The organism is uncultured Erythrobacter sp. (assembly GCF_947499705.1).
GTDB lineage: Bacteria > Pseudomonadota > Alphaproteobacteria > Sphingomonadales > Sphingomonadaceae > Erythrobacter.
In genome coordinates, this window is the sequence record NZ_CANMPJ010000001.1 from 934,817 (window position 1) to 947,741 (window position 12,925).

The 12,925-nt window shown below is 60.0% G+C and carries 7 protein-coding genes; 6 read left to right on the forward strand and 1 reads right to left on the reverse strand.

Annotated elements, in window-relative coordinates; genetic code table 11:
- Positions 1 to 24 precede the first annotated feature (24 nt).
- The 5 genes from Q0837_RS04335 (at position 25) to Q0837_RS04355 (ending at position 11,448) form a co-directional block, all read left to right on the forward strand.
- Positions 25 to 5,214 (forward strand): hypothetical protein, encoded by a 5,190-nt coding sequence (locus Q0837_RS04335; protein WP_298465725.1) that lies wholly within the window; start codon positions 25 to 27, stop codon positions 5,212 to 5,214.
- Positions 5,211 to 7,427, forward strand: a complete 2,217-nt coding sequence (locus tag Q0837_RS04340) for a DUF11 domain-containing protein (RefSeq protein ID WP_298465727.1) — start codon at positions 5,211 to 5,213, stop codon at positions 7,425 to 7,427. The genes Q0837_RS04335 and Q0837_RS04340 overlap by 4 nt, the downstream gene beginning before the upstream one ends.
- An 87-nt stretch (positions 7,428 to 7,514) precedes the next feature.
- Positions 7,515 to 8,258, forward strand: coding sequence for a trehalose-phosphatase (gene otsB / locus Q0837_RS04345; RefSeq protein ID WP_298465730.1), 744 nt, complete (start codon positions 7,515 to 7,517; stop codon positions 8,256 to 8,258).
- Complete coding sequence (locus Q0837_RS04350) at positions 8,255 to 10,060, forward strand: glycoside hydrolase family 15 protein (RefSeq protein WP_298465733.1); 1,806 nt, start codon at positions 8,255 to 8,257, stop codon at positions 10,058 to 10,060. Before otsB ends, Q0837_RS04350 begins: the two co-directional genes overlap by 4 nt.
- Entirely contained in the window at positions 10,057 to 11,448 is a 1,392-nt protein-coding gene (locus Q0837_RS04355; RefSeq protein ID WP_298469769.1) for a trehalose-6-phosphate synthase, read from the forward strand. Before Q0837_RS04350 ends, Q0837_RS04355 begins: the two co-directional genes overlap by 4 nt.
- Before the next feature lie 6 nt (positions 11,449 to 11,454).
- Here the strand turns inward: Q0837_RS04355 and Q0837_RS04360 are convergent, their stop codons facing one another.
- Entirely contained in the window at positions 11,455 to 11,919 is a 465-nt protein-coding gene (locus tag Q0837_RS04360) for a response regulator (RefSeq protein ID WP_298465736.1), read from the reverse strand.
- A 160-nt stretch (positions 11,920 to 12,079) separates the two neighbouring features.
- On the opposite strand from Q0837_RS04360, the gene Q0837_RS04365 reads away from it, so the two are divergent.
- A complete protein-coding gene (locus Q0837_RS04365) occupies positions 12,080 to 12,868 on the forward strand; it encodes a tyrosine-protein phosphatase (protein WP_298465739.1) in 789 nt (262 codons plus the stop codon).
- The last annotated feature ends 57 nt before the right edge of the window (positions 12,869 to 12,925 follow it).

Here is a 12,925-nt window from a genome sequence, read left to right on the forward strand (position 1 = left end):
TAGGCTTTGCGTGTAGCCCCCTCTTTGAGCCGTCTGGCAGCAGCACTCTGTGTAGTGCTGCTGCCTTTCGGCGTGCTCGGAGAGGGGGTGCGTGCGCAGGATACGACTCCGGAAGAAACGCCGGAAGTCATTAGAACTATTACCAATATTGCCGAAGCCAATTGGCGCTTCGGTGGACGTGAGGCGAGCATTACTTCGAACACAGTTTCGATCGATGTGACCCTGCCGCCGCCTGAAATTCGTGCGTTGCGTCCCGCACCACAGGGCGGTTTTGAACTCAATTTCCGTGCGCCAATTTGCAGCGCAACCGGTCAAAGCATTCAATCTGTCGGCTCGCCCGGCTCTTCGCAGCCGACTGCCAATTCACAGCCACTGAACGCGATGGTCGAGCAGACATCGGTTTTGCGGGCGGGGCAGACATTGTTTTTCGAAGTCACCGCACTTCAAGGCAATCTCGATCCGAACGAAATCGACTCGCTTGATGTGGTGATCACCACATCGACAGGCGACCGCGAGACCGAGACGATCTTCGAAACCGGTCCAAACACCGGCATCTTTGTCGGTCAGATCGATACAGCACGCATTCCGCCTGCACCGGTTCAGGGCGATTGCCAACTTAGCATTACCGATGGCAGCCAGATCGAAATCGCTGCTTCGCTGCCGGGACAGACCGAGATCATCGTGCAAACCGATGTCGTAGTGCTCGCCGATCCATTCGGCGTCGTGTTCGACAGCGAAACCGGTGAGCCGGTTGACGGCGCAATTGTTACTCTGGTCGATGATGCGACCGGACTGCCAGCGACAGTGTTCGCCGAAGACGGCGTAACCGCTTGGCCTTCCACGGTGATTTCAGGACAGACGATAACCGATGGTGCAGGCCGCGTGATTGAAATGGGGCCGGGTGAGTTCTGGTTCCCGTTGACATTCCTGGGGCGCTATCGCCTCGTAATCGAGCCGCCAGAGCCTTACACAGCGCCGTCTGTGGTGTCGCGGGCCGAGCTCGCGCGCCTTGCGCGTCCCGATGGCCGCTCGTTCGTTATCGCCGATGGATCATTCGGCGGCGCGTTTGAACTGACCGATCCGACGCCGGTGCAGATCGATATTCCACTTGATCGACCAAGCCTTGAGATCGGCTTGACCAAGACGGCTTCGCGTCAGCGCGTTGTTCCCGGAGACGTGGTTTTCTACGCAATTACAGCGAGTAACGCCGATCCGAGCCGGGTGAAGCGCAATGTCGTTCTCACCGACGTGCCGTCGCGTGAATTGCGTTTGCGCCCCGATACAGTGCGCGTGAACGGCGCTGTAGCGCCTGATGCGGTGACAATCGCGTCCGATGGCAGCTCGCTGAGCATTGATTTGGGCGATCTAGCAGGTGGAGCGTCCGCTCGCGTCACCTATGCCATGACCGTTCGTCCTGATGCGTCTCCGGGACGCGCGGTGAACGATGCCGTTGTTACAGACTCGCTTGGCCGCACTGCACGCGCCAACGCCGTCATCGATATCGAGCGAGAATCGATCGCTGATCGCATGACCATCATTGGCCGTGTGACCGATGGCCGCTGCTCAGTTCGCGATGAAGAGCGCCGCGGTATTCCGGGCGTTCGTGTGATGCTCGAAGATGGCAGCTTTGCGATTACCGATGCCGATGGCCGCTATCACTTTGAAGGCGTCGTTCCCGGGACCCACGTGGTTCAGGCGTCTCGCATGACTTTGCCTGAAGGCGCTGAATTCATTGATTGTATCCGCTCAACCCGCAATGCTGGCAGCAACAATTCACGGTTTGTGATCGGACAGGGCGGAAGCCTTGTCGTGGTCGATTTCCACGCGACTGTGCCGGAAGGCTCGCTGGTCGATGTCGCGCCGCTTGCTGAGACCACGCCGGATGGCTCGATTGCCCGCGAAACCGCTGCTCTTGCGACCAGCACCAACGGAGCAACCGGGGCGGACATTCTGGTGGCAGGCGCTGCAGCGCAGGCTCCCGTGGAGCCAGCGACGCCGCTCGCTGCACCAACCACCGATTGGCTCGCTATGGGCGACGGCGAAGACGGCTTCCTCTCTCCTACGGTCGATGCCAACCCGCGCGCCCCGGCGATCAAGGTCGCTATTCGTCACCGCCGCGGCCAGAAGGTCGTGCTGCGGGTCGATGGCGAAGAGGTCGATCCGCTGGCATTCGATGGCACATTGCAGCCGCAAAAGGGTCGGTTCGGTGTCAGCACTTGGCGTGGTGTGCCGTTGATCAACGAGCGCACATTCCTCGAAGCCGATATCTACAACTCCTTCGGCGAAGTCAGCAAAACACTCTCGCGCGAAGTGTTCTTCACCAGCACGCCGACCAAGGTCGAATTGGTGCCCGAACTGTCAAACCTGGTCGCCGATGGCCGCACCAGTCCGGTCGTCGCTATCCGCGTGCTCGACCGCAACAACCGTCCGCTGCGTGAAGGTATCGCCGGTGAATTCTCGCTCAATGCGCCGTATGAGAGCGCTGAGCAGCTTGATCGCCAGCAACTCAACCAGCTTACCGGACTGGGCGCGAGTTCTGCGCGCTGGGTGGTCGAGGGTAACGAAGGCATCGCGTTCATTGAGCTTGCCCCGACAATGGTCAGCGGCTCGCTGCGGCTCGATTTCACCTTCGACGACGGCGAAATCGCGCGCCAGCAGGAACTGGAAGCGTGGATTGAACCAGGCGATATCGAATGGACGATAATTGGTCTTGCTGAAGGCACAATCGGCGCGCGCTCGGTCGCAGACAATATGGAACGCGCTGGCCGCTTCGACAGCGATCTGGGTGATGATGCTCGCGTCGCGCTGTATGCAAAGGGCCGGGTGCTCGGCAAATACCTGCTGACGCTGGCCTATGACAGCGCCAAGCAGCGCGAGGACCAACGCGTCCTAGGCACGCTCGATCCGCAGGCCTATTACACCGTGTTCGCCGATGGTTCGCTGCGCCGCTTCGACGCTGCCAGTCGCGAAAAACTGTATGTCCGCATCGAGACCGCGACCTTCTATGCGCTGTATGGCGACTTTGAGACTGCGTTCGATCAGACCCGCTTGGCTCGCTACAACCGCACCGCGACGGGCGTGAAGGCAGAGGCGCGCTTCGGCCAGATCAAGACGCAGGGCTTTGCAGCAGAAATTTCCAGCCGCTTGCAGCGCGAAGAGATCCAGGGGCAAGGCATCACCGGCCCGTACCGCCTCGACAGCCGTCAAATCCTGGCCAATTCCGAGCGGGTTGTACTTGAGGTTCGCGATCGCTTCCGTTCGGAACTTATCGTTAGTTCACGTGAGCTTACTCGCTTTATTGATTACAATATCGACCTTTTGTCGGGCACGATCACATTTGCGCGTCCAGTGTTGAGCCGTGATGAGAACTTAAATCCACAATTCATTGTAATTGAATATGAAACGGATGGATTGGGTGAGGCCGAGTTGAATGCTGGCGTACGTGCCGACTGGACCAGCGGCGATGGCCGTATCCGCATCGGTGCCAGCGCGATCACGGACAAGGGCGAGGGCGCGCGCACCGATATCGGCGCCGTCGATCTGCGCGCGCAGCTAGGCGATGCGACCGAAGTTCGCGCTGAATTCGGCGCAAGCCGCAGCGAGGGTGAAACCGCCACAGGTTGGTTGGTCGAAGCGCAGCATCAGACCGGCAAGCTTGATGTGCTCGCCTATGCCCGTCAGCTCGACGCGGATTACGGGATCGGTCAGCAGAACGGTGCGGAGTTGGGCCGACGCAAGTTCGGCGTCGATGGCCGCGTACTGCTCAACGAAAATCTCAGCGTGCTTGGCAGCGTGTGGCAGGATGACAGCCTGTCCGACGGTTCGCGTCGCCGCGCCGCGCAGGCACAGCTGCAACTAACGCGCCAGCGCACCGATGTCCGGATTGGCCTGTCGCACTTCAACGATCGCCTTGCCGATGGTTCGACCAACACATCGACCGTCGCAGAAGCGGGCGTTACGCAACGCCTGTTCGACAACAAGCTAGAATTGAGCGCGGCGACCGCCATCGCTCTCGACCAGGCCGAAAGCGTCGACCTTCCAGCGCGTCACCGTCTCGGCGTGCGTTATGCGATCACAGACGATGTGCGCTTGGTCGGTAGCTACGAAATCGCCGATGGCGACCAGATCGACGCGCGCAGCCTGCGCGGCGGTGTCGAAGTAACACCATGGCAGGGCGGCCAGATCGTCACCACGCTCGGCCAGGAAACGATCAATGAGTTTGGCAACCGCTCCTTCGCAGCGTTCGGCCTGTCGCAATCGTTGCAAGTCAGCCCGACTTTGACTGTCGACGCAACAATCGACGGCAGCCGCACGCTCGGCGGCGCGCCTGATGTGAGCGACGTTCTCAATCCGAACCAGCCGGTCGCCACCGGCGGTCAAATCACCGGCAGCAACCTGTTTGAAGACTTCACTGCCGTCACTCTAGGCGCTGCATGGCGCAAAGATCGCTGGAGCGTCACAGCGCGCGGTGAGTATCGCGATGGCGAAGAAGCGGACCGTCAGGGCTTTACCTTCGGGGCAATCCGTCAGCTTGGCGAGGGCAGCATCGTTGGCTCGGGTGCGACCTGGACCAAGGCCGAAACGCCGAACGGCGCTGTCACCGAGATTTTCGACGCCAGCCTCGCCTTCGCGCACCGCCCCGACACATCCGAAGTCGCCATGCTCGGCAAGCTCGAATATCGCAGCGACCGCATCACGGGTGCGGTGGCAGGTGAAGCAGGCGGGGCAGGTCGTACCGCGCTGATCGTCGATGGCGACGCGACGTCGCGCCGTCTGGTCGCCAGCTGGTCGACCAACTGGAGCCCGCGCGATTGGGACGAGGATGAATTCGGCGTCGAGCATCAGACTCGCCGCGATGAATATTCGCTGTTCCTCGGCGCACGGCACAATTTCGATCAGTTCGAAGGGACAGAATTCTCCGGCACCACTGTGCTAGCTGGTCTGGACGCCCGCATTGGCATTGGCGAAAAGTTCGAAATCGGCGCGAGCGGCACCGTTCGCACCAACCTGAACGACAACGTCACCAGCTTCTCCTACGGCCCGACGATCGGCTTCGTCCCGGTAGACGGCATGCTGCTGACTGTTGGCTACAATGTGGAAGGTTTCCGCGACGGGGATTTCGCCGAAGCGCGCAATACGCAACAGGGTGTGTTCGCCGCGGTTCGACTGAAGTTCGACACCGACACCTTTAGCTTCTTGGGGCTTGGCCGATGAACCGCGTTCTCGATCCAATGACGCGTATGGCGAGCGTGTGGGCTTTGCTGGTTGCGGCGGCGCTGCTGCTCGCGCCGCAGGCAGCACGGGCGCAGAGCGAGGATATCGACTGGGCTGACGCTGGTGCGCCAAGCCAGGGGACGCTGCCAAGCCCAACGACCGTAACAGGTTCCGACGGGACCACCGCGACGGTTTCGCGAACCATCACAACGTCCGGAGCAAGCACTTTCGCGTCTCCCTTCGCAAGCGATTTCCTGAGCTATTTCAGTGGTCAGATCGGTGGCGGAACCAATGGCCAGTCCCCGATCCTGATCAATCTCGACAACTCGGAATTCGACCCGTTGGATCGGGTGACGATCGACATTGTGCTCAGCAGGGCCGTGACCGATCTGAACTTCGAACTCAGCGACATCGACAATGGCGGGTTCGTCGATGCGGTCGAGGTTTTCTACGATGACGACCTGACGGGCGGATTCACGAATGCGGCGAACAACACTGCCTTGTGGAGCATTGGCTCCTCGGTTGCGCGCACCAATGATGGAACGCTCAACGGCTGGATCGGAGACGATCCGTCCGATCAGTTCACCACCGATGGCGATGTGGCGTTGGACTTTAATGGAACGCAGGTGCGCCGCATCAGGATTGTCTATTTCAGCTACACCGGAACAGGTAATCCGGGCGCGCAGTTCGCGAGTATTTCTGACCTCAGATATGCGGCAGATGGTGCTGATCTATCGCTCACAAAAACGCTGGTTGGATTGGCACCTTTTCCAGGCGGCAATGCGACGTGGAGATTGACGGTCATCAACGCGTCTAGCTCCGCGGATACTGCAAACGGGATCATCGTCGAGGACACGCTGCCTTCGCAATTCAGTTTCAGCAGTGCGAGCGGCACCGGTTCGTTCAATTCGAGCAACGGCCAGTGGAGCGTGGGCAGTCTTGCGCCCGGTGCCTCCGCCAGTATCGATATCACCGGCACGGTGTCCTCTGCGGCAGGAACCGTTGTGACCAATGTCGCCGAGATCATCGCCAGCAGCGAAAGCGATCCGGATTCCACGGTCAATAACGGTGCGACCACTGAGGACGATTATGCAACCTCCAGCTTCACCGTACAAAATGGCCGCCTCGCTGGAATTCCGCCGATCCTGGTCTGCCCTGCTGGACAATCGGTGTTCGATTGGGATGCGATTTCTAGTTGGACGGACGGTTCGACCGACAACACCTATGCCTTCGCCAGTTTTGGCAATGTTCGCTTCGAGCTCGACAATGACGGTGCATATATCGACAACGCCACTTTCGGCGGTCAGTCGCCAACTGTTTTCAACGCATTCACCGGCGGCCTCGATCCGGCCGAAAACAGTCTGACTGTCCTTGCGAACCAGGCAAATCAAACGGGCGAAGTCGAAGTGACAATCACGTTGCCGCGTTCCTTCACCGGATTGCAGTTCACGATTTTCGATGTCGATTTCAACTCTGGCCAGTTCTCGGACCGGGTCGAAGTCGTTGGCACGAGTGGCGGAACAACCGTGCTGCCGACTTTGACCAACGGCAACGTCAATTTCGTGGTCGGCAACGAAGCGTTCGGTGACGGCGGGTCGAACAACGATCAGGATTTCGGCAATGTCGTCGTGACCTTCGATCAGGCCGTGGACACAGTCGTGGTGCGCTATGGCAACCATTCGACCGCGCCCGACAATCCTGGGCAACAGGGTATCGGTATTCACGACATTACTGTGTGTGATCCATTTGCGCAGCTCAGCGTCACCAAGGTCAGTTCGGTCATCGCCGATCCGGTCAATGGGACCACCAATGCCAAGGCCATCCCTGGTGCAACGATCGAGTATCTGATCACAGTCACCAATATCGGCACCGACCCTGCCGATGCCGACACCGTAGTTATCTGGGATGACGGACCCGCTGACGCCAAAATGTGCCTGTTGGATCGAAGCGGTGGGCCTGTGATCTTCGCCAACTCCAGCGGCACGTCCGGCCTGACATACGATTATGGAGGAGCGGGTAGTCCGCCGCTGGATCTTGGCGTGACAACCGACGATCTCGAATTCTCCGAGGATGATGCGGTGACGTTCGATTACACACCGACCGCCGATGATGACAATTGCGACGATGCCATTACGGATTTTCGCGTGCGACCCGGCGGTGCCTTTGCTGGCGGCACAAGTGTGACCTTGCGGGTTCGCTACCAAGTCGAGTGACGCGACGCGCGCAGGCTTTTGCGCATATGTATTCTTGCGGGGCGAGGTTTGTTGACGGTTTTAGTCAAGCCTCTATGCATCGGATCTATGGATTCCAGCCTCGGCCTGCGCTCTCCGCCTGCGCTTTCTTCCATGCTCAAGGGCGGGGCAATCTCCCTTTTCCTCGATTTCGACGGCACTCTGGTTGATCTGGCTCCCGGACCTGACGCAATCAGGCCTCGACCGGACCTAGCCGAACGTTTGACAGAGCTTGATGCTCGGCTTGATGGGCGCTGCGCGCTGGTTAGCGGCAGGGCAATCAGCGACATCGAAAGTCACATCGGTCCGGTTCCGCTTGCGGCGGCGGGCTCGCACGGCCTCGAAATCCGCAGCGCTACCGGCAATCCGATTGGCGACACACCGCAAGGATTGCCGCCGGTGATTGAGCGTGAGCTGCGCGAATTCGCAACCGAGAATGACATTGATTACGAGGCAAAGCCGCATGGGGGAGCGTTGCATTATCGCTCCAACCCCGCGCGCGGGGACGAGGCTGACCGGTTCGCAGAGAGCCTCGCACTGTCGCATGGCTGGTCTGCGCAACGCGGCAAATGCGTTGTGGAACTGGTGGCTAAGGATGCCAACAAAGGATCCGCTGTCTTTAAACTTATGCAGACCGATGCGTTCGCTGGATCTCGGCCGTTTTTCATCGGCGACGATCTGACCGATGAAGCAGGCTTTGTAGCCTGTGCAGACCTAGGCGGTGCCGGAATCCTGGTTGGTGAGCGCGAGCCGACCCAAGCCCGATTCCAACTGCCGGATGTTTCCTCCGTTCATGAATGGCTCGAACTATGAGCGACAAGAATTCTCCTAGTCTTGAACTCTGGCCGATTGGTAATTGTCAGGTTTCCGGCCTGATCGACCACTCGGGCGCGCTGGTTTGGGGCTGTGTGCCGCGCGTCGATGGTGATCCCGTCTTCTCGGCGTTGCTCAACGGCGATCAGCGCGACGCCGGGATCTGGCGTTTTGAGCTGGAAGGGCAGGTTCGGAGCTCGCAGGAATACATCCGCAATACGCCGAACCTTGTCACGACACTGGAAGCCGAAGACGGCAGCGCAGTAGAAATCCTCGATTTCTGTCCCCGGTTCGAGCGCTCGGGCCGGATGTATCGCCCGGTCGCCTATGTTCGGATCGTCCGCCCGATTTCAGGCAATCCGCGCATCAAGGTCGTGCTCGCGCCGACCAAGAATTACGGTGCATCGCTCGCCGAAACGACCAATGGCACCAACCACATTCGATATCTCGTCGGACCGCAGGCGCTCAGGCTCTCAACCGACGCGCCGGTCGGCTACATCATGGAAGGGCGCACCTTCCGTATCGAAACCGACACGCATTTCTTCCTCGGCCCGGATGAGCCTTTCTCGGGCAATCTGCGCGAGCAGGTACGCTCGATGGAGCAGGGCACGCGCAAATACTGGCAGAACTGGGTTCGAATGCTGGCGATCCCGCTCGAATGGCAGGATGAGGTCATTCGCTGCGCGATTACGCTGAAACTGTGCCAGCACGACGAGACCGGAGCGATCGTCGCGGCTTTAACGACATCGATCCCGGAAGCCGCGCATTCGGAACGCAACTGGGACTACCGTTACTGCTGGATCCGCGATTCCTATTACACGATCCAGGCGCTCAATCGCCTCGGTGCGTTGGATGTGATGGAGAAGTATCTCGCCTATTTGCGCAACATCGTCGACGGCGCCCGTGGTGGGCAAATCCAGCCGCTCTATTCCGTGATGGGCGAAAGCGAGCTGGATGAGACAACGGCAAGCTATCTCGCGGGCTATCGCGGTATGGGACCTGTGCGACGCGGCAATGCGGCTTACAAACAGGTGCAGTATGACTGCTACGGTCAGATCGTTTTGCCGAGCGCGCAGGGCTTCTTCGATGGACGCCTGCTCCGCCCGGCGACCGAGCACGATTTCGAGAACCTCGAACAAGTCGGCAAAATGGCCTGGGCGATGCACGATCAGCCCGATGCTGGTTTGTGGGAGTTCCGTACGCGGCAGGAGGTGCACACCTATTCCGCCGTCATGTGCTGGGCGGCGTGTGATCGGTTGGCCAATGTCGCCGCGCATATCGGCAAGGATGACCGCGCCACTGTCTGGCGCGACCGTGCAGATGCGATCCGCGCCAAGATCGAAGCCGAGGCGTGGAAGGAAAACGGCGAAGAGGGCGGCCACTACGGGGCAAGCTTTGAAAGCGATTACCTCGACGCCAGCCTACTTCAGATGGTCGAGTTGCGTTTCCTCTCACCCGACAATGAGCGCTTTCAGCAAACCTTTGCAGCGGTCGAGAAGCACTTGCGGCGCGGCGAGCATATGCTGCGCTACGCCGCCGAAGACGATTTCGGCGCGCCCGAAACCGCGTTCAATGTCTGCACCTTCTGGCTGATCGAAGCGCTGCATCTGGCCGGGCGCGATGATGAAGCGCGCGCATTGTTCACGACCATGCTAAGTCATATGACGCAGTCGGGACTGCTCAGCGAAGATCTCGACTACGAAACCGGCGAGCTGTGGGGGAACTTCCCCCAAACCTACTCGCTGGTAGGGGTAATCAATTGCGCCGGATTGCTGTCCAAGCCGTGGAGTGAAGTCCGATAAGCCGTCTTGTTGTCATCTCGAACCGAGTGGCCGTGCCAAAGGCGCGCGGGGTTGCTGGTGCGCAGGGCGGGCTTGCCGGGGCGCTCAACGCCGCGTTGAAGGATCGCGGGGGCTTATGGTTCGGCTGGTCGGGGCAGGAAAGCGAAGACCGCACCGGCAATATGAACTTGCAGCGCAATGATGGTGTGACGACCGCAACCATCGATCTCTCGCATCGCGATATCGACGAATATTACAACGGTTACGCCAACTCGACCCTGTGGCCGCTGTTTCATTACCGCATTGACCTCACCGAATATGAGAATGAGACCGGGCGCGGCTATGAGCGGGTCAACGAACGCTTCGCTGAAAGCGTCATGCCGCTGATCGAGGAAGATGATGTCGTCTGGGTGCACGACTATCATCTCATCCCGCTCGGCGAACGGCTGCGTGCGCGCGGAGCAAAGAACCGCATCGGGTTCTTCTTGCACATCCCCTGGCCGCCGACGCGTCTGCTAACTTCGCTCCCGTTCCACGAACGCTTGGTCAAGACCATGCTCGACTACGATCTGATCGGCTTCCAGACCCAGGAATGGCTGTCGAGCTTCGTGCACTATTGCGAGAACGAGCTGGGCGCGAGCGTCGATCACGAAACCGGTCGGATCGACCACGAAGGGCGGACGGTGCTTGCGCGCGCTTACCCGATCGGGATCGATTGGGAGCATTTTCAGGGTCTTGGGGCTGGCGAAGAAGCCAAAGCAGCGGAAGAACGCCTCCTCGCGTCAACCCGCAACCGTACCGGGATGATCGGTGTGGACCGGCTCGACTATTCGAAGGGCCTGCCCGAGCGGATCGACGGGATCGGCCGTTTTTACGATCAGCATCCGGAGCGCACGCGCGATCTCATCTTCATTCAGATTGCTCCGCCAAGCCGCGAAGATGTTGAAAGCTATCAGCATATTCGAGAAGTGCTCGAACAGAAAACCGGGCAGATCAATGGCGCGCGAAGCGAGGTCGATATTGTCCCGATCCGCTATGTGAACCGTGGGTACAGTCATGCCGAGTTGTTCGGCTTTTTCCGCGCAGCCAAGATTGGTCTCGTCACGCCTTTGCGTGACGGGATGAACCTGGTGGCGAAGGAATATGTCGCCGCGCAAGACCCGGAAGACCCCGGTGTGCTGATCCTGTCGGAATTTGCCGGCGCCGCGCATCAATTGGGCGCCAATGGCGAAGGAGCCCTATTGGTCAATCCGCACAGTCCAGACCTGTTGGCCCGCGCGATCGCGCAGGCGCTCGACATGCCGCTTGCCGAGCGCAAAAGCCGCTATGAAGCGATGATCGGTACGGTGCGCGACGACAATGTGCGCTGGTGGACCACGGAGTTCTGCACTGACCTCGCCGAAGGGTAGATTGGCCTACATCAGCGGACGCGCACGCATTTGTGCGGCGCGGACGTAGTCGCTGCTTTCTGCCATTACCGTTTTCAGATCCTTGTGACGCGGGCCGGAGCCGCGCTTGGCGAGCAGGCGCTCGACCCGGCTGGTCAGGCTCTTGGGGTTGAAGGGTTTGCGGACGAAATCCTGCGCGCCGGCATACATTGCCTGCGCTTCGTCTTCGGCGCCGCTCATCGCGGTGAACATGATCACCGGGAGATCGTAATAGAGCGGCGATTGGCGCAGCTTGCGCAGCAGCGTCACACCGGAAACACCCGGCATATCCTGATCGAGCAGCAGAATATCTGGCCGCCTGCCTTTGTGGAGCAGTTCCCATGCTTCTTCGCCGCCGGTGACCCAGCCGCAGGCATGGCCGCTGTCGATCAGCGTTTCGGAAGCCAGCTCGGCGATCAGTTCATCATCGTCGGCGATAAGGATGTAGGCCATGAGGGGGCGGACCTTTTCAAGTTTGGTTGAGCCTCCCGCCTAGACCGGCGTTTACCAAGTTCATGCTGCCATCGCACTTCGGGTTGCTACCTAACTTAAGCCACCGGAATCGCGCCGCATCGGTTGCCGCGCATCGGAGCGGCTGCCACTGTTGCCCGCGATGATTCGATCCTCTCAATCCGATCCGTTCCTCTCGACCGAGGCTATCCACAACCTGCGCGATTACGGCGGCTATTCCGCTGCCGATGGCGGGCGAGTGACTACGGGCATGCTGTTCCGCTCGGGCCACCATGCTGAGGCCACCGAGACTGATCTTGGCACCGTTTCCGACCTTGGGCTTAGCCATGTGATCGACCTGCGCGGCGACAGTGAACGGGCGAGGCATTCCTGCCGCCGTCCCGAAGGCTTCGAAGCGGAAGTCTTGTTCTTCGAAGGCGAAACCGCTGGTCTTGCGCCGCATCTGGAGGCCGCCGAAGGAAGCGTGGACGCTGTGAGCGCCCACCGAGCGATGGTGGAGCTCTATGGGGCGTTGCCGGATCGCGCCGGGTTGAACTGGATACTGAAACAGTATTTTGCGGCGCTTGCCGAGGGGCAGGGCGCAAGCCTGGTCCATTGCGCCGCCGGGAAAGATCGCACCGGCATCGCAGTCGACCTGCTGCACCACATTCTCGGCGTGCATCCCGACGATGCGATGCACGACTACCTGCTCACCAACCACTCACCCCGCAATGAAGAGCGGATCGCTCACGGCATGCAGTTGATGGGCGGCAAGTATGGCGCGAAAGACGAAGCAAGCATGCGGGTGCTGATGGGCGTCGATTCCGAATTTTTGGATGCAGCACGGCGGTCGGTAAGAGAACGGTTCGGGTCGATCGATGCTTACCTTGCAGAAACATTAGGTGTGGACGAGGCAAGGAAAGCTCGCCTCAGAGAGCGGCTGGTGGCGTGACAAGCGTGCCATCCGCTCCCATATCTGCCTGCAACGAACACTAAGAACCAAGAGACT